The following is a 19,120-nucleotide window of genomic DNA, read 5'->3' as shown; positions in this document are numbered from 1 at the left end:
GAACCAAACCAATATTAAAACCTCATTGATAATGAAAAAAATTATCTTATTTGTAGCAATAGTAGTTTTTTTTCTTTCTTCATGTAAAAAAATATTCAATTTACCTGAAGACAAGCCCTATCTTAGTCCGGATGCGAATTATACCTCAGCACCTGTATTAAGACCAATTCTGGGCCGTAATACCTTATTCAGCTATTTCAAATCGGATAATTCAAGTTTCCCAATTAAGTTTGAAATCATCAATTTTACCAATCTTGATCGATCCCCTTCAGATAAATTAAACCTGAAGCGTAATGTCTTGGTTTGGAAACAGGCTTATACGGGGAACGAGAAAAGCATTGACGAAATCAATGCCAAACGAAGTGTAGAAGAACGCCCGCTTTTTGAGGTTAATTCGGCAGGTGAATTTATTATGTGGTCATCTGCCGCTGATGCAGATTTTCGCAAACCGCAACCTGATACCGCTTACCGGTTCAACGTAAAGATCAGTAATGGGGGGGGCGAAAGAGTTCTGGGGCCTTTATTCCTGGCTCCCTTAGCTACGCGACCATACGAACCATCATATCATCTTAACGAAATCACTGCAGTTCCGCGAAAAGAAGTTTCTGGTGCCGTTAAGCGACTGATCCCTGCAACACTGGTAAACATGTTTGGCGTAACTACAGGTAATCCATTGGTTCGTGAGACCGGTGCAGGGACCACCGCATTGAAACAGGATGTTTGGGTATATTTTAAGCGTAAAGGCGATGGGAATACCCTCACCATCAAATTTGTTGACAAAGATTCGATAGCCATTAATCCTTTAAAATTTAATGGTACAAACTGGCAGAAGCTTATTCATGGATTCAACCCGGTAATTACCCCAACCTCCGTGAAATATGATGTAGCCTATCCTATTCCATTAACCAACTTACCTACACCTTACACCACCGCTGATGGCTCGCAGGCACAACTGACTTTTAGCTACAACAGAATTGGTTTTAGTGGCCTTCGGGTGATAGCAACCATGACCTTGCCATTTAATATCTATCAGGCCGGTGATTGGGAAATTGTGTTTTTCTTTCATAACGAGAATCCAAAGTTTGAAGATGAATAAGGGCATGCAACTTAAAAATCAATTATTATCTGATTTAGATTTTACTCAAATGAAAATATTTTTTTCCGTACTCACATTCATCTTTTTATTCTCGGTGAAGGACCTTTCAGCTCAGGGTACCTTGACTGTGAGTGGTATTGTTAAAGAAAAAGGGACTGATGCTGGCCTGCCGGGAGTAAATATCACACTGAAAGGAACTCCTGATAGGGCACTTGGTTCAACAAGAGCCGACGGTAGCTTCACGGTAACCGTACCCGCCAATTCAAGATTGAAATTCAGTATAATAGGCTTTGAGGCGAGAGAAGTTAATGCTTCCAAGACCCTTAACATTGTACTAAATCCCGATGTAAGTACTTTAAATGACCTGGTTATACGTGGATTCGTTACTAAAACCCGCGATTTAAGCTCGGGTTCTTCGGTAAAAATTTCTGGCGACGATCTGCAGCAGGTTCCGGTTTCAAATGCCGAACAATTGCTGCAAGGTAAGGTAGCAGGATTAAATATTCAGGTAAATACCGGTGCGCCGGGTTTTCGGGGCAGCGTACTATTGAGGGGGCTTTCGAATGTGGAGGTAAGCGCCTCATCTACAGGTAAGGATGCTGACGCTTTTCTTAGTCCAACTTCACCTTTATATGTAATAGACGGTGTACCAACCGACGTGGATCCGGCTACTGCCGATAGTTTTAATTCTTTTGGTGGTGCAAGTCCGCTGTCGCTGATCCCCCAGGAAGATATTGCCAATATAGAAGTGCTTAAAGATGCACAGGCAACCTCGTTATACGGATCGCGCGGGGCTTATGGTGTTATTCTGATCACCACGCGCCGGGGCATGTCGGCAATACCAAGATTGCGTTACACCACTAATTTTTTTATCAGTACTCCTCCGAAGTTAAGGGCTACCATCGGAGGTAAAGCAGAACGCGACTTAAAATTGCAGCAGATTTACCAGTATGGAGGTTTTAGGGACATTAACTCGCTGTTGAATTCGAATGCAGCTTTGGTTGATAGTTTAAATCCTTATTATAATAACTCTACAAACTGGCAGGAAATCTATTATGGAACTACCTATAACCAAACGCATAATATCGGTGTAGAAGGCGGTGATAAAAGCTTTAACTACAAGACCAATTTCGGCTATTATAAAGAAACAGGTATCCAGGTAAATACAGGTGTTACCCGTTTTACGCTTAGTAACAACTTTGAATATAAGCCAAGTTCAAAAATTTCACTTTTTGCGTTGGTTAACGGAAGTATTATGGACCGCAAAAAGGGTAACGGCGTTGGCTTGCTCAATACAGGCATTGCACGAAGTGCGGCAGCTTCGTCGCTGTTGCCGGGTCCCTCATTGTTTTTAGCTTCTAATGATGCCCTTGCCAATCTTAATGTAGATAACAGCAATCCAACGAAGAATCTAAAAACCAATCTTGAATTTACCTATTACCCAATTCCGGGGTTAACCTTACGTACTACTGGTAGTTATGATATTGTAAACTCAATTGATTATACTTTTACACCTGCTATTGCAAATAACCAACAGGCTGCAATACAGTATTTTAACGATACACGGAAGACGCTCTATAACCGGAATTTAATATCCTTTTCAAAAAGTTTAAAAAGCGGGCACGACTTTACCATATTTGGTTTTAACGAGGTTTATTTTAAGAAATACCAGGCAAACGACCTGAAGCAGGTCGGGCTTTCTTCAGATTACTATTTAGGACCGCTTGGCTTTATCAGCGCCGCCTCCTCTACAAGAGGAGCGGGGTTACGGGCCTACAGTAATTTACGGGCAGTCTCCTTTGCAGGCAGTTTCTCTTACAATTATAAAAGAAAATATGTTTTTGATGCCAGTTACCGGATGGATGCCACATCTTTCAGTGGTGTTGATGACCCATATACCAGGAGCCCCTCTATTGGTCTGAGATGGAACATGGAAAGGGAAACTTTTTTTAGTGGATGGAAATGGTTGACATATAGTGCATTGCGATTAACCTGGGGCAAAAACATAACGCCTACTGGAAACATCTTTTCAGTTTATGGAACCTATAATCCGAATGGAACCTATAACGGTCAATCCAGAATCACCATTGACCAGGCTTTGCTTCCAAATAAAAACCTGGGTTCGGCGGTAGGAACAACCTACAACCTGGGTTATGATTTAGGTATGTTTAATAATAAGATTCAGCTAACTTTTGAATCATACTATCGTGCCATCGATCGCCAGGCCAGAACTTTAGCCCTGCCAAATATGGTAGGATTTGACAATGTTTTAAGCAACGAGGTGTCGATCCGCAACTGGGGTAACGAAATTTCCCTTACCCTTCGCCCGCTTCCTTTAAACAGTAAAGTGAATTGGTTTTTCACAATCAATGGCGCAATGAACAGGGACATGTTAACCAGGTTGCCTGGCGGAGTAGGGCAAATTGTAATTGGTGGGACAGTTCTGCGTGTAGGACGTAACGCACTTTCAAATTATATATATGAAAATAAAGGCGTTTATGCTAATCAATCAGATGTTCCTGTAAACCCTGTAACCGGACTCCCATTGCGCCAGGGAGGCTCAGGCGGTGGTTATTTCCAGGCAGGAGATCCAATTTTCGTTGACCGTAATGGTGATTACATTATTAATGATCAGGATGACCGTTCAGTAATCGGAAATTCGCAGCCCATATATACAGGCGGATTCGCAACAACCGTGAGTTATAAAAATTTCTCTCTTTCATTAAACGGTTCATTCACTATTGACCGCGATATTATGAATACAGCCATTGCTGAAAGATTGGTCTTGACCGGAGATCCATTTGGGACACAAGCCGTTTTACCATTAACTGGCCTAGATTTTTGGACTAAACCGGGCGATATTGCAAAATATCCGAATCCGTACAACTACACCAGGGCAGTGCTTGTTGCTCCATTCAGAACCAACCAGAGCTTGTTTCAGGAAGATGGTTCTTACTTTAAAATAAACGCGGTTACATTGGGCTATACGCTTCCAAAGGAACTGGCCAATAAACTTAGGCTTAATAATTTGAGGATCTATTTAACCGGAGATAACCTTGCAACCTTTTCCCGCTACAGCGGACCTAACCCAGAAAATGTAACAGCACTTGGTTTTGATAATTCTGGTGGATATCCTTTAGCAAGAAGGTATACAGTAGGTTTGAATTTGGAACTATAAATTACGAACATGAACATTAAAAATATACGATTTTATTTAATTCTTGCACTGGTGTTAACCGGCACAGGTTGCAAGAAGTTTCTTGAGGTTGAATCGATAGAAAGGTTCTCCGGAAATCGCTACTGGAAAACAGGTGCAGATGTGGAAGCATTTACCATTGATATTTATGCAAGGCTTTGGGATAAACTGTCTAATTCTTGTTTTTGGCCGGCTGCAGGCGAATTCAGGCTTGGAGAGATTAGGTCTAATACAGCGGTTGCGGGCGTAACAAGTTTTCAATCCAATGACCAGAACCGGAGGGTAGTTTACGATTACCTGGCTAAAAATGATATGAAGGCGGTAGTTTACGGAATAGCACCTAACTCACCATGGCTAACTAACGGTGCATCGCCCAGAACATTTAATACGGTGCTGGCTTTTAATTTCGTGGTTAATACCAACTGGACGGATTTTTACAGGGTTATTCAGGAAGCCAATATCATGTATGAGGAGGTGAACAAAGGTATTCCGGGCTTAAGCGATAGTGATAAACAACGGTACCTAGCCGAAGCTGTATTTATCAGGTGCCTCACTTACTTTATCATGGTTAGAATTTATGGCGATGTTGCCTATTATACCGATGCAAATCACTCCACACCATTGGGCAGGGAGAAATTTGTCAGCGTACTAAACAAATGTATCGCCGAACTGGAACCGTTAAAAAATAACCTTCCATGGAAATATGATGATCCGGCATTAAATGGCGTACGGGCAAACAGGGGTGGCGCAATCTCACTACTCATGAACATGTATATGTGGAATGCCGGATTTGATGAAGCAAACAAAAACGGCTATTATGAAAAAACAGCTGCTTTAGGCAATGAACTGATTCAGAGTAACCAGCATACGCTCATTCCAATTGAAGAAACGAGCCGGATATTCCTTGGAGGAACCAGTGAAAGTTTAATTGAATTAAAGGAAAGTTCTGCCTTTGCATCGGGTTCCAATCTTTTTTATAAATCGGCATTTCCGGGCGAGCCGGTTGTTTTAACCAAGCACGAAGAAAACGGAACAACAACGCATTTGCACTATAAAAAGGCATATATCGATTTTCTGTTCGGTAACGTGAGCGATTACCGCGCAGATATGATTCAAAACAGAGACCAGGAAAACGGGCGTTTTGCCTTATCTAAATTTGAAGGACCGGTATCGGTGCTGGGCTTTCCCGATTGGGGGCTTGTGCTTTTTAGGTATGCTGATGCCGTATTACTCCAGGCTGAAGCCCTTGCCAACTTAGGAAGGGATGGAGAGGCCACTTCTATAGTGAATATGGTGCGGATGAGGGCCAATGCGACCGCTTTATCTGGATTGGTAGGTCAGGATCTGAAAGATGAGATATTTAAAGAAAGAGGGCGCGAACTGCTCGGTGAGGGTTACCGTTTCTTCGACCTGGTACGGACAAAACGAATTCTCGATCCGAAATGGAGCTCAAATCCACTATCGGTTGATCAGTTTAACAGGGGCGCATGGACATGGCCAATTGATCCGGCTGCCCGTGACAGAAACCCTTTTATGACCTTAAATGATTATTGGTTCTAACAATTTATATTTTCACAATGAACTATTTTAGAAAAATATCAATCCCCTGGCTGTTAGTATTATTTTCTTGCTTGCTATTTTTTGCCTGCAAAAAAGATCAATACTATTTTGATGGGGGTAAATCCAATCCTATTTTTCCGGGAACTACTTTGGAATACCTGAAGTCAAATCCGAGAAGCTTTGACACGATTGTCAACATCATTAAAATCGCCGGTATGGAACGCCAGTTTAACGAAGATACCCTTACCTTTTTTGCCCCGCAGGATTACGCTGTTGCTTTGTTGATCAAACAAGTCAATTCAACACTATTTATCTACGGAAAAGATACGGTGAAAACCCTTACTGATATAGATGGACTGATTTGGCGCAGGTATCTTTCAAACTATATTTTTAAGGGAGCGAACAAGCTTAACGATTATCCACAAATAGATGTTGGTGCAAAAGCCATATTTCCGGGCCAGAATTATATAGCTTACAGTGGGGATGTATTTAATATTGGTGTAAGATATGCCGATGCCGGCGGGGTAAAGTACACGGGTTACAGGCAATTACTGCTGTCGTATATACCGAATATATCACAACCTTTAGATAATTGGGTCAGTATCCCCATTACTTCTTCTGATGTGCAGCCAAAGCACGCTGTAGTGCATGTTCTGAGCACAGATTTTCCATTTGGAGCCGATCCTCAAAATTTAATCCAGGACGTATTATTAACCAAGTAATTCAAAAAATATGTCAGTTTTTAAAATAAAAATTTGGTTTACTGCCTGTAGCCTTTCGTTATTGTTGCTCGCTGGCTGCAAGGATGAAGTTAAAGAATTTGAAAACCCCTATTCGGGCGGTAAATTGCCTTTGGGGCTAAAATTTAACACGGCTAGTTTTATCGAGCCTACACAAGGCAGTGCCAATGATGTGGTAACGGTAAGTGTTGTCGGTGCCGAACAATATAAAACACAACTTCGTTTCCAGTTTAGCGGCGAAGAAGCCGAAATTGTGTCGATTGCCGGCGATGTAGTAAAAGTTAAAGTTCCTGCTGCGGGGAGTTCGGGCTCAACTTCTATACAAATTGGCGACCAGATCTTTTTTGGTCCGCAGTTTAAGGTTTTTGGCAAAATATCTGATGATCCCTATTTCAAGGCAAAAATAGGCGCCAATAACACCATTTATGATGCCTATAAGTTGAAGACGGGAAAATACCTGATGGTAGGAGAATTTACCGACTTTAATGAAAAAGGAATTGTTTTGGCCATCAAAAAAATAGCAGAGACTACTTACGAAGGGGAGGTTCAGCGAACATTGCAATTGGGTACCGGGGTAGTTAGTGGTTACCTCAGTGCCGTTACCTCGAGCCCGAACGATGCCAATATTTTCGTTGCTGGAAATATGTCTGCATTTGATCTGAGGGGACCTGTTAAAAACATCACAAGGCTTACTGCTCTTGGAGCAATTGACCTCAAGCAGGTTGATACCTACTCATCGAAGAATGGTGGTGCAACTTATCCAAAACTTACTGTTCCCGTTTTCAATGGAGGAACAGATGCCCCGATTAAGCGGATTTTTTACTTTAACAACGGAATAATTGCCGTTGGAGGATTCAAATATTATGTCTCCCACCGGTACGATGTGGGCAGAACGTTTACCTATACGTCTGGAAATACAACCTTAACCGGCTATAGGGATAGTCTTGTCCGGGATTCTATTCCGATCAGGCAGGTAGTACGGTTTAAATTGGATGGGGGGCTCGACAACACTTACCATTTTTCAGGAGGGACTACCCTTGATGGAGGTAATGGAAATATTTTAGATGCCGTAATGCAGGCAGATGGTAAGTTGGTATTGGTAGGGGCGTTTTCAAAATTTGATAATAAGGCAGCAGGGGGGATTGTTAGGCTTAATGCAGACGGAACAGTTGACGATTCTTTCCAGGTGGGTAAAGGTGCTACAGGCTACATCACCAGCATTAACTGGAACAGTACTACGCAAAGATTTGTACTCACTGGTGTTTTTAGTTCATTTAACAACCGTTCTATTCAGAACATTTTAGTGCTCAAAGCCGACGGATCAATTGATGATACTTTTGTTTCAGGAAATTTTGATAGCGGCTATCCATCGTTTGCACAGCAGTTGTCTAACGGTTTGATTGTCGTGTCGGGTAACTTTAAAAAATATAACAATGTGCGTCGCGCAGGATTTATGATTTTATCGCCGCAAGGTAGTTTGGCTCAAGGTTACAACACGTTGGGCGAGTTAACAGGAACGATTAACAGGGTGCTAGAGGAGCGAAATAAAGATAATAAGCGAAGCATCGTTTTGCTTGGCTCGTTTAGAAAATTCGATTCACAAGCTGTTCAAAATATCAAAGGTTTAGTGCTTGAAGATTAATTAAACTAAGTATTGATTAAAATTATGAAAAAGAATTTTACAACGGTAATGGTAAGGCTATTCTGCTTTTGGATGATAGCCATATTGGGAAGTTCCTGCCAAAGTGATTTTGACAAGGTAGCCCCTTTAGTTATAAACGATACTACTTTCAATAGTCCGAAAGCAAGGAAAGTGTTGGTTTTGGTTGTGGATGGATTGCGTGGGGTGGCTTTAAAAGAAGTAGCGCCCCCTAATATGACCAACCTGCTAAAAAAATCAACCTTTTCATATTACTCCGTAAGCGATGAAGGTTATGATGAGGCAACCACATGGGCAGACCTGTTTACCGGGGTATCAAAAGCTAAGCACGAGGTAACAAGTGCAACACTCGGCAATAACAAGCTGAATTTGTATCCGGTAGTATTTCAGCGGATTAAGGAGGCAAATGCGAAAGTTAGAATAGCGACCTTTTCTTACAGCAATGCATTTACAGACAATTTTACAAGCGACGCTTCTGTTGATTCGAGGGTAACCTATAATAGTGATACGGAAATTCAAAATGGTGTTTTGAAAGAGTTGGCCAATGATAATGCCGGTGTGGTAGTGGGTATGTATAAAAGTGTAAACACTGCAGGTAGCACCAATGCTTACGAGAGTTCAAATCAACAGTACAAAAATGCTATCCTGCAATTTGATACTTATGTTGGCCAGGTCATGGATGCATTAAAAAATAGGAAGAATTATAGCAAGGAAAACTGGATGGTTATCATTACTTCCAGCCGCGGAGGGGCGGCAGCAAGTGTGGTGAATGATAATACTATATTTTCAAATCCAAAGGCCAATACCTTTACTATTTTCTATAATGATAAGTATCAGTCAAAACTAATAGACAAACCATTTACCGGCAATGTTTATGACGGAAACTTCGTTCGTTTTTATTCATCTACGGGAGTAGCATCTGAAGCCGCGCTGCAAAGTGGTGCAATCAGGGCTGAACTTAGATTTGATGATGCTTTAAAATCGTCCTCTGTAAATCCACTGAATTTCGGTAGTAATGGCGATTTTACCATCGAATTGAAGGTGCGAAAGAACAAAAACACGATAGGCACTTTCGCAAAGGAAAATATAGGCACTTATACTTTTCAATGGCCAAGTTTCTTTGGCAGAAAGATGACCAGGCTTAACAATACCGGGGGTACCGGCTGGTGCCTTTCTATAGAAAAACTGACCTGGCGTTTTTCACTTGCCAGAGGCGCAACACCTGCAGGTACCAATGAGCTGGGGGTAAATGCCGATGATAAGAAGGTTATTATTGCCGATGGAAACTGGCATGCGCTTGCTGTTGTAATCAGAACTGAGGGCACAAAGCGTTTCGTCTATTTGTATACCGATGGGATTTTTAACAATAAAGCAGAAATTCCTGAGACCCTGTGGCCTTTGATTGATACTTATAATGCACCCTATACTATAGGTTATATTCCCGACGAAAATAAAGACCCCTTTGATGGGAATGTGTCTGATATTAGGATCTGGAGAAAAGCATTGTCTGATGAGACCATCAAGCAATTTGCGTGCGATACTTATGTAAGTAGTTCTCACCCGGATTACAGTTATCTTGCAAGCTACTGGCCTTGCAGAGATGGAGCTGGAGGCAGGTTTAAGAATGAAATATTAACGGAGAATGGTAATTACGATTTTAAAGTGCTCAAAGGAGGTACACCTTTGGTAAAGGGTACTGAACTCGCAAACAGTACCTTGTGGGAAAAAAGTACTTACATCGTTTGCCCAATTTCACTTCCCGATATATCGGCAACAGTACCGGGCTCAGATGATATAACCGCACAAATCTTGTCGTGGCTAAGTATTCCAATTAAAGAAAACTGGAATTTGGATGGGAAAGTATTTTTAAATAATTAAGCCTGAACCACATGAATACGTTTTATAAAAATCATATTAAAATAGTAATCCTCTTTTGTTCTTTTTTCACACTTACAGTTACTTTTCTGTACTCTTGTAAACAGGAAAAATTTGTTGACGAGGTGAGCTCCTCACCCGGAGTGCTTAAATTTGACTATCCATCGCTGGTTAACGCCGTAAATATTGTTGATGTGACAAAAGGAGACGATAGAATTACTTTTCCGGTTCGCATAGCGCTGGAAAACCCGGCAAATTCTACTTTTACGGTTAATCTCCAGCCCGAGCCACAACTGGCAACTTCGCAAACGGTGGCCAATGGTGCGGTGATCAATTTCCCGGATTTTTCAATGCCTCAATCTGTTGAAGTGAGGTTCGGGACAAGAAATGTAACTTTTAATGTAGCTGTTTCTGCAAGTGCTATTGAGCGGAATTATGGGAAAAATTTAGTTTTTGCCATAACGCTTGCCAACCCGTCAAAATCTCAAAAATTGGATGAAAGTAAAAAGTCTGTAGTGCTTACACTAAGTACTACAGATGTGGCTAAAATAGATGAGTTACATTTTTTATCATTTACCTCCGCGGTAAGCAACCCAAACCAGGTAGTAACACAACTCACTTCCCCTAATTTAACCGCTAATAATGCAAGCTTTGATAATAATGCTTTCTCGATTAAAGCGCAGGTAGATTTAGGCGGAAAAGCTTCCAGGGGTTTTAAAACATCAGTTGCTTATAATGCCGATACCCTAAAAAAATTGCTTGCAAAAGGATTGCTTCCGGCGGGCACCGCTATTCTTACTAATGCCGCCATGGATCTTAATGATGTTGACCTGGGTGATTATAAGAATTCGACCGTTGTTGAAATGAGGGTTAACATCGATAGTATCTTTGCGAGATTCCCATCAAAGGTTGCAGTGGCATTTACCTTATCCAATCCTGAAAAATACCAGGTTAACGCTGCAAAAAGTACGCTGGTTTACTTAATAGATCCGCTGCGCATCTTTTCGGATATCACAAAAGTGCTGAAAAATACCTCACAGCCGTTTAAAACCAGTACAATAGATCCAAATCAGGGCAGATGGGGTGTGCTTTCGGGTTGGCTGTTTAACGCCCAGGGAAATACGCGCCAATCGTACAGCCTGACAAATGAGCTGAACGGTTCGTACGGTTCGTTTGATAATAACAACAGTACCCAAATTGCGTTCGAATCTGGTTATATAGCTGCAGATTATGGAAAGCCAGGGGGGGCACCAACATCGCCAAATATTACAAATGGCAAGATTTATCAAACCGTCTTATTGCCGGCAGGAACCTACAAGTTTGATGCGAACGTGCGTGGTGGTGTGACAACCGATAACACCAAAGGAGCATACAGTGTTGCCGCAATAGGTACAACCATTCCTGATATTGCTGCTCCTACAACTCCCGCAAACTTTGTAGGAAGAGTGGCCATAAACGGATCAGGAAGCAAATCGTTTACCTTTACCCTCAATGCCGCGGCTACGGTATCGATGGGTTTTGTTGCCACGGTTTCCGGTAGCCAGGCCGTTAACATATCGGGGGTAACGCTAACACGTACATTAAATCCTTAGGGCTTGTTTAACTTTTTATAACAAATATAAATGGCCTTTGTTGCCACATTGAGCGTAGTCGAAGTGCATTTTTAATACACCGAAATGGTCTTCAACTACGCTCAGACTGACATACGAGATAATTTTATTTAATTTTTAAACAGGCCCTATGTATTTTTTAGAAAATATGCCCGAATTGGAAGTCAGAATTGTAAATTAGTTAAAACCCTTTAAAAACCAATGAGTTTATAGCATCCTCTATTACCTTAACATGTTTATGAGATTTACACTTAATTTTTTATGCCAAACCTTTTTGCTCGTTACGCTCAGTGCCACCGTTTTTGCACAGAAAACGGAAAGTTGGGGAGGGCAAAAGGATGGAACCTTTTACAACCCAGTTATACCTGCCGATTACAGTGATTTAGATGCTATCCGCGTTGGTGATGATTTTTATGCCATATCGTCAACCATGCAGTTTTCGCCCGGAATGGTCGTATTACACTCTAAAGATTTGGTGAACTGGGAAATTGCAGGCCATGTGGCTGCTGATCTTACCCGGATTAGCCCTAATTTGGACTGGACTAAAATGAACAGTTATGGCAGAGGGATCTGGGCAGGCTCCATCCGGTATTACAAAAATAAGTTTTGGGTCTATTTCGGCAGTCCTGACGACGGATTTTTTATGAGCTCGGCAAAGGATGCCAAAGGACCCTGGGAACCGTTACACCAGGTTTGGAACGTATCGGGATGGGACGATTGTTCTTCTTTTTGTGATGATGACGGACAGCTTTATTTTATAGCTACAAACTTTAAACTGGACCCTAAAACCAATAAAAAGTACAATATCCACCTTTTTAAGATGGCACAGGATGGCAAGAGCCTGCGTATGGACACCGATACCATTATTCATCAATCTTCAGGTAGTGAGGCAAATAAACTATACAAGATTAATGGCCTTTATTATCATTTTTTTAGCGAAGTAAAAGCCGAAGGCCGTGTAATGATGATGGAAAGGTCACAGAAGATTACCGGTCCGTGGGAAATTAAGCAGATTAATCATGTAAATAAGAACATTGACCGGGAGCCTAACCAGGGCGGACTTATGCAGCTGAAAAATGGGCAATGGTGGTTTTTCACCCATCATGGTTCCGGCGATTGGGAAGGAAGGGCCGCAAGTTTATTACCGGTAACCTGGGTAGATGGCTGGCCTATAATCGGTAAGGTTGGCGAAGATAATATTGGAAACATGGTATGGTCAGGAAAAGCACCTCTTCCCCTTAATCCAGCTATAAAGATCCAGACAGACGACGATTTTTCATCTGTGGCGCTACGTCCGCAATGGGAGTGGAACTACCAGCCGAGAAATGACAGGTGGTCGCTTTCTGCAAGAAAAGGATTTCTTCGCCTGATGGCTTTTCAACCGATAAAACCTGAAGATCCGAAAAAAATATTATTAAGGGCCGGTAATACCATTACGCAACGGAGTATGCGAACAAGCGCTAATGAGGCTACCGTAAAACTGGATATTAGCGGAATGGCTGACGGACAGTTTGCGGGTTTGACTCACTTCTCCACAGCAACGATGAGCATGCTCGGGATTAAACAGCAAGGAGAGGAGAGGTTGATGGTGTACCATGCAGATGGGCAGGAATTACCTGGAATAAAAATAAAAGAAAACATGGTTTGGCTGAGGTCGACCTGGGATTACCAGGGCCAAAACCGCTACTTTTATAGTTTAGATGGAAAGAATTTCTTGCCTATAGGCAATGTTACCCAGTTAACCTGGGGAAGTTACCGGGGCGACCGAATCGGCATCTTTAATTACAATAAACTTGCCGATAAGGGCTTTGTAGATATCGACTATTTTAATTACAAGTATGCCAAATAAAAGATAAATATTGGTGACCGGATGATAAAACCTGGGCTTAAAGTTAAAGCTTTAGCCCGTTTTTATTTAGGCTAAATGATCGCCAAATACAATAATTTTTAATATCTGTTAACAGGAAGCAGTGCACCAACCTGGCCAGTTAATGTAACTCATTGTTTTGATCCAATATTGAAGAAGATACGGGCGCTGAAGTCCGTTTTTAAAATTAAACACACAACTATTAACCTATGATTCGTTTTTTCTTTTGCCTCACAATTTTTTTCAACCTGTTCTTTCAATGTTTTGGACAGAAAAATGACTTACTCTGGTATAATGCGCCCGCAAAAAAATGGACTGAAGCTTTGCCTGTTGGAAATGGAATGCTGGGTGCTATGATTTATGGCGATCCGTCTAATGAATTACTACAGCTTAATGAAGCCACCTTATGGAGCGGAGGCCCGGTAAAAGCAAATGTAAATCCCAAAGCACCTGAATACGTGATGCGTACCCGCGAGCTGCTTTTAAAAGATGAGAATTACCAGGAAGCAAATACCGAGATCAGGAAAATGCAGGGGGTTTATTCTCAATCGTACCTACCCTTGGCAGACCTGAAATTGAAACAGGATATTGGCCCCGGTCAGTTTGAGAATTATGTAAGAGACTTATCCATTGATCAAAGTTTGGCATCCGTTAAGTTCAGGGCAAACGGAGTGACTTACAAACGCGAAATCATAGCAACTGCTCCGGGCAAAGCCATTGTTATTCGTTTAAGTGCAGATAAGCCCGGCATGATCAGTTTTTTTGCCAGTGTAAGTAGTCAGCTTAAGGGAGCCATAACAGCAGATGGAAGCAATGGTATTATTTTTAAAGGAAAAGCCCCCTCGCAGGTTGATCCGAATTATGTGAACTATAATCCGAAACCTGTAAACTATGACGATGCAGAATGCCGTGGTATGCGGGTAGCCATGCAGCTTAGAGCTGTTTTGAAAGGTGGAAGCGTAAAATCGGATACTTCAGGTGTGAAGGTTGCAAATGCCGATGAAGTGTTATTGTTTATTTGCGCAGCTACCAGTTTTAACGGGTTCGATAAGTGTCCGGTAAGCGAGGGGAAAGATGAAATAAAAATTTGCAGCAATAACCTGACAGCTGCGATTAAGCGCCCATGGAAGGAGCTTTTTGCTGAGCATCTGGCAGATTATTCGCATTATTTTAACCGCGTTAAATTTAAGTTGGGTTCAGCCAGTGTGGCGTCGAATGCGAAACTTCCTACAAATGAACGCCTCATTGAGTTTAGTAAAGGTATAAGCGACCCGGCATTTGAAACGCTTTTGTATCAATATGGAAGGTACCTGCTGATCAGTTCTTCGCGGCTCGGCGGCCCTCCGGCAAATCTCCAGGGCATCTGGAATGCCTCCATGAGACCACCATGGAGCTCAAATTATACCATCAACATTAACACCCAGATGAACTATTGGCCTGCTGCCATCAGTAACCTGGAAGAAATGGAGTACCCCTTGTTTGAGTTCATCAACAATTTGGCTGTTACGGGTAAAGGAACGGCTAAAGATTTTTATAACATGAAAGGCTGGGTCGCCCATCACAACAGCGATATATGGGCCTTAAGTAACCCGGTAGGAAATTTAGGAAAGGGCGATCCGAAATGGGCAAACTGGTATATGGCTGCGCCTTGGCTAAGCCGGCATTTGTATGAGCATTATCGTTTTACCCAGGATAAAGACTTTTTGAAAAAGGTTTATGCGGTGATGAAAGGTGCCGCAGAATTTTTAGTGGATTACCTGGTAGAGGATAAAAATGGATACCTGGTTACCGCTCCATCATTCTCGCCAGAAAACGAATATTATGATGATAAAGGGAAAAAAGCCAATACCTCTATAGCCACAACCATGGACATGTCGATCGTGCGTGACCATTTTCGCAACTGCATCGAGGCTTCCGAAGCATTAAAAATTGATCCTGAATTCAGAAAACTGCTTAAAGCGAAGGTAGAGAAACTATACCCACTGCATATTGGTAAGGCAGGTAACTTACAAGAGTGGTACAAAGACTGGAGAGATGTTGAACCGCATCACCGCCATGTAAGTCATCTTTATGGCTTACATCCCGGACGTGAAATATCTCCTTTAATCAACGCCGACATCGCTACAGCAAGTAAAAAAACACTGGAATTACGGGGTGATGAAGGAACCGGCTGGAGCCTTGCCTGGAAAATCAATTTCTGGGCCCGTTTACTTGATGGTGACCATGCTTATAAATTGGTTCGTGATTTAATGCGCGATTTAAGTGTCTCAAAAGGAGGTGGTTTATACCCCAACCTATTCGATGCCCATCCTCCATTTCAGATCGATGGAAATTTCGGCGCTACATCCGGCATCACCGAAATGCTTTTGCAAAGCCAGCTGGATGAGTTACATCTTCTGCCAGCGCTTCCAACATCGTGGGCAAATGGAAGTATCTCCGGACTAAAGGCCAGGGGTGCTTTTACTGTCGATATGGAATGGACTGCAGGTAAATTAAAGTCCGCATTAATTAAGTCCGGAAATGGCGGTAATTGTGTAATCAGAACCAGCAACCAGATTCAGGTAGAAGGGGTTAAAACCAAAGTTGTAAAATCAGCAAATGGGTACCTCACAACGTTTTTAACCAGCAAGGGAAAGATTTATAAAATAAAAGGCCTGGTGTAGAAAAATCAGGTAACAAGCCTTAACCGGTGGTTAAATCTCTTCGTAGTGGAAACATAATTTTTAATAAATTCTTGTAACGTGAAGTCGGTAAATCTTTTTCAATTCGTCTCTTTTATCCCTTTATATAAGAGATATATATTCATTGGGATGTTTTTTTTCCTGGGGCTAAAAGATTCGTTCGCCCAGTCATCAGGCACTATTCCACTAGATGATTTTGAAGGGTGGACGAAAAAAAGGGTTAGGGAAAAAGTTTACATCCATACGGATAGAACTGTTTATGCTAAGGGCGATACGATTTGGTTTAACGCCTATACCGTTACGGGTTCAGGTAATCGGCTTTCCCGTCTCAGCGGAGCTTTATATGTAGAGCTTTTTACGCAGTCGGGTAAAATTTCCCAGGTTAAAATTCCCATAGTTAACGGCCTTGCTAAAGGTTGTTTCCCTACTGATCTTACCTTAATTGATGGAGATTACAGCATCCGCGCGTACACGCGGCTGATGAGGAACGATCCAACTTCTTTTTTTCAAAAAAATATATACATAGGAAGTGCCAAAGCCGCTCAGATCGTTTCTGCCGTCATCGCTTCTTCAAGTACAGAGAACGGATCAAACAAGATTGAATTAAAGTATACCAACCGTGGGGGGGAGCCAATAGCCGACAGATCGTTTAAATACAGTATAACCGAAGGTGCCGATACCTTAAAAACCGGAAAGTCTGCTACTGATGGGAATGGAAACTTAAGTTTACATTTTAAATCAACTTCTCATTTAAAATTTGTGAGTGTTGAAGCAGAAGCGGATGATGAAAAGGTTAATACAGTGGTAGCAATTAATCAACCTTCAGATTTCGATATACAAATCCTTGCCGAAGGCGGAACTTTTGTGGAAGGATTACAATCGAGGCTGGCTGTTAAATGTGTTGGCCCCGATGGTTACGGAAAAAATATTACCGGAAAAATTGTCGATGACCAGGGTGTAACGGTTACAACCTTCAATTGTGATCATTACGGCATGGGCCAATTCTTAATCGTTCCGGAAGCAGGCAGGACTTATACCGCTATTGCTGATATAAAAGATGGTTTTTCGACAAAAGTTAACTTACCGGCCGCCTCCCGCAATGGTGCCATCTTTTCGGCCTATACCAATAGTTCCGATACGATTACGTTACGCATCCAGGCTTCCTCATCAGTACATGCACTAAAATCTGTTTGGCATTTGACTGGTGTTGCCGGAAATGAATTGGTTATAAAGAAAGATTTTACCCTAAACGGGCCGCTGTTGTCATTTAAAATCCCCTGCAGCGACTTACCCACGGGCATAACCCAGCTTACACTATTTTCAGATCGGTATGAGCCTGTTGCTGAACGGCTTGTGTTTAATTACCCGAAAGTAAATTCTTCGATAAAGCTTTCTAACTTAAAAGAAAGTTTTAAGCCCCGCGAAATGGTAGACCTCGGCATGCAAAGCGAAGTGGGTAACCAGGCGGTTGTTGGGAGCTACGCTGTATCCGTAACAGACGAGAGGCTGCAGACTGGCAGCGAAGATGATGAGCAAACTATTTTAAGCTCATTATTGCTGAGTTCTGATGTTAAAGGTTACATTGAACACCCAAACTACTACTTCCATGATATTAACGACAAAAAGAAAGCTGAGCTTGATCTGCTGTTGCGCAGCCAGGGATACAGGAGTTTTTCATGGAAAAACCTAAACAATAAACAGGAGCCGCTTTACAGCCCCGAGGCGCTTGAAACGGTTTTTAGCGGATCTGCAAAAACATTATTCGGAAAAGCTTATGCCGGAGCCGATATTACCATCCTGTCGTTGAAGGCGAAACTTTTCCAGCAAACCAAAACCGACCAATCGGGCAGGTTTTCTTTTCCTCCATTTTTACTGACTGATAGTGTTAAAATTACTTTTAAAGCCAGTGCTCCAGACAAAAAAAGAAGATTGGCGGTTGAAATTGATTCTATACCCGGGTACCATCCGCTTACCGACGAATCTTACGATTATTTACTTCACCATTCCGTTGGAGCCTACCATTATAACGATATATTCAATTCACAAAAAGAGCTGCAGGAAAAAGCCGGAAACCATACAGGAATACAGCTGAAAGATGTTGTGGTAAAGTCTAAACAGCAAATGTCACGTTCAGCCAATTACAACGGTGCAGGAAGAGCAGACCAGGTAGTTGTTGGCGATCAGCTTAAATCTTGTGCAAATTTATCTATATGTCTGGCCGGCCTGATCAGTGGGGTTATTTTCAAAAGTGTTCAAACCGATTTTGGAGTTGTAATGGCGCCATTTTTGGCACGGGGCGGACCTGATGCGCGACCAATGCTGCTCTACTGGAATGGTATGCAGGTCGAACTGCAAGACTACCCTGTGTACCTCGATCAAAATATCGAAAATCCGCAGGATATAGAGTCGATTGAAATTTTAAGAAACGATAATTATACCACCATGTATGGTGCGCAAAGCCGTGGTGTAATAGTGGTTACCACCCGGGGCGGCAGTTTATCGGGCGGAAGGTTAAATTTAAGTACACGATTATTCGAACCGGTTGGATTTAGCAAGGTAAAGGATTTTTATGTGCCAAAATACAATACCCTTTCGAAAGGTCAAAAACCCGATTTCAGGTCTACTGTTTACTGGAACCCGTCGGTGGTGACTTCCGCTACAGGAAATGTGCCCATTAAATACTATAACTCTGATGCTACCGGAAACTTTAGGATAACAATAGAAGGAATAACACCCGACGGTAATATGTTGCACAGTGTATACCGGTACAAAGTAACAAAATAGCCTGATTTTTTTAATTGATTATATTTTCAGAATAACACATAAACTGACAGA

Annotated in this window: 10 protein-coding genes; all 10 read left to right on the top strand. The window is 42.0% G+C overall.

All coding sequences use genetic code 11. The annotated features are described in order from the left end of the window. Positions 1-31: 31 nt before the first annotated feature. The 10 genes from ACFSR6_RS07955 to ACFSR6_RS07910 all read left to right on the top strand — a co-directional run bounded on the left by ACFSR6_RS07955 (position 32) and on the right by ACFSR6_RS07910 (position 19,069). Positions 32-1,096, top strand: coding sequence for a DUF5007 domain-containing protein (locus tag ACFSR6_RS07955; protein ID WP_379077319.1), 1,065 nt, complete (start codon positions 32-34; stop codon positions 1,094-1,096). A 49-nt stretch (positions 1,097-1,145) separates the two neighbouring features. Beyond that, positions 1,146-4,274 carry a SusC/RagA family TonB-linked outer membrane protein gene (locus tag ACFSR6_RS07950; RefSeq protein WP_379077316.1) on the top strand — a complete coding sequence of 1,043 codons (3,129 nt, stop codon included), beginning with the start codon at positions 1,146-1,148 and terminating at the stop codon, positions 4,272-4,274. A 9-nt stretch (positions 4,275-4,283) separates the two neighbouring features. Continuing rightward, positions 4,284-5,852, top strand: coding sequence for a RagB/SusD family nutrient uptake outer membrane protein (locus tag ACFSR6_RS07945; RefSeq protein ID WP_379077313.1), 1,569 nt, complete (start codon positions 4,284-4,286; stop codon positions 5,850-5,852). A gap of 17 nt (positions 5,853-5,869) precedes the next feature. Next, positions 5,870-6,574 carry a hypothetical protein gene (locus tag ACFSR6_RS07940; RefSeq protein WP_379077311.1) on the top strand — a complete coding sequence of 235 codons (705 nt, stop codon included), beginning with the start codon at positions 5,870-5,872 and terminating at the stop codon, positions 6,572-6,574. A 10-nt stretch (positions 6,575-6,584) separates the two neighbouring features. Then, positions 6,585-8,234, top strand: coding sequence for a DUF5008 domain-containing protein (locus tag ACFSR6_RS07935; protein ID WP_379077309.1), 1,650 nt, complete (start codon positions 6,585-6,587; stop codon positions 8,232-8,234). Positions 8,235-8,258: 24 nt separating this feature from the next. After that, positions 8,259-10,130, top strand: coding sequence for a LamG-like jellyroll fold domain-containing protein (locus ACFSR6_RS07930; protein ID WP_379077306.1), 1,872 nt, complete (start codon positions 8,259-8,261; stop codon positions 10,128-10,130). 11 nt (positions 10,131-10,141) lie between these two features. After that, entirely contained in the window at positions 10,142-11,719 is a 1,578-nt protein-coding gene (locus tag ACFSR6_RS07925) for a DUF5013 domain-containing protein (RefSeq protein ID WP_379077303.1), read from the top strand. Between the two features lie 256 nt (positions 11,720-11,975). Continuing rightward, positions 11,976-13,586, top strand: a complete 1,611-nt coding sequence (locus ACFSR6_RS07920) for a glycoside hydrolase family 43 protein (RefSeq protein WP_379077300.1) — start codon at positions 11,976-11,978, stop codon at positions 13,584-13,586. Positions 13,587-13,813: 227 nt separating this feature from the next. Next, positions 13,814-16,267 (top strand): glycoside hydrolase family 95 protein, encoded by a 2,454-nt coding sequence (locus tag ACFSR6_RS07915; RefSeq protein ID WP_379077297.1) that lies wholly within the window; start codon positions 13,814-13,816, stop codon positions 16,265-16,267. Positions 16,268-16,414: 147 nt separating this feature from the next. After that, positions 16,415-19,069 carry a hypothetical protein gene (locus ACFSR6_RS07910; RefSeq protein WP_379077295.1) on the top strand — a complete coding sequence of 885 codons (2,655 nt, stop codon included), beginning with the start codon at positions 16,415-16,417 and terminating at the stop codon, positions 19,067-19,069. Positions 19,070-19,120 lie beyond the last annotated feature (51 nt).

The sequence above is a fragment of the Pedobacter vanadiisoli genome (assembly GCF_042684385.1).
Classification (GTDB): domain Bacteria; phylum Bacteroidota; class Bacteroidia; order Sphingobacteriales; family Sphingobacteriaceae; genus Pedobacter; species Pedobacter vanadiisoli.
This window is presented reverse-complemented; position numbering and strand designations above follow the sequence as displayed.

What these genes read in the sequence shown, in the direction of transcription:
- ACFSR6_RS07955 (WP_379077319.1), top strand. Translation starts at nt 32, where the DNA reads ATGAAAAAAATTATCTTATTTGTAGCAATAGTAGTTTTTTTTCTTTCT.
- ACFSR6_RS07950 (WP_379077316.1), top strand. Translation starts at nt 1,146, where the DNA reads ATGAAAATATTTTTTTCCGTACTCACATTCATCTTTTTATTCTCGGTG.
- ACFSR6_RS07945 (WP_379077313.1), top strand. Translation starts at nt 4,284, where the DNA reads ATGAACATTAAAAATATACGATTTTATTTAATTCTTGCACTGGTGTTA.
- ACFSR6_RS07940 (WP_379077311.1), top strand. Translation starts at nt 5,870, where the DNA reads ATGAACTATTTTAGAAAAATATCAATCCCCTGGCTGTTAGTATTATTT.
- ACFSR6_RS07935 (WP_379077309.1), top strand. Translation starts at nt 6,585, where the DNA reads ATGTCAGTTTTTAAAATAAAAATTTGGTTTACTGCCTGTAGCCTTTCG.
- ACFSR6_RS07930 (WP_379077306.1), top strand. Translation starts at nt 8,259, where the DNA reads ATGAAAAAGAATTTTACAACGGTAATGGTAAGGCTATTCTGCTTTTGG.
- ACFSR6_RS07925 (WP_379077303.1), top strand. Translation starts at nt 10,142, where the DNA reads ATGAATACGTTTTATAAAAATCATATTAAAATAGTAATCCTCTTTTGT.
- ACFSR6_RS07920 (WP_379077300.1), top strand. Translation starts at nt 11,976, where the DNA reads ATGAGATTTACACTTAATTTTTTATGCCAAACCTTTTTGCTCGTTACG.
- ACFSR6_RS07915 (WP_379077297.1), top strand. Translation starts at nt 13,814, where the DNA reads ATGATTCGTTTTTTCTTTTGCCTCACAATTTTTTTCAACCTGTTCTTT.
- ACFSR6_RS07910 (WP_379077295.1), top strand. Translation starts at nt 16,415, where the DNA reads ATGTTTTTTTTCCTGGGGCTAAAAGATTCGTTCGCCCAGTCATCAGGC.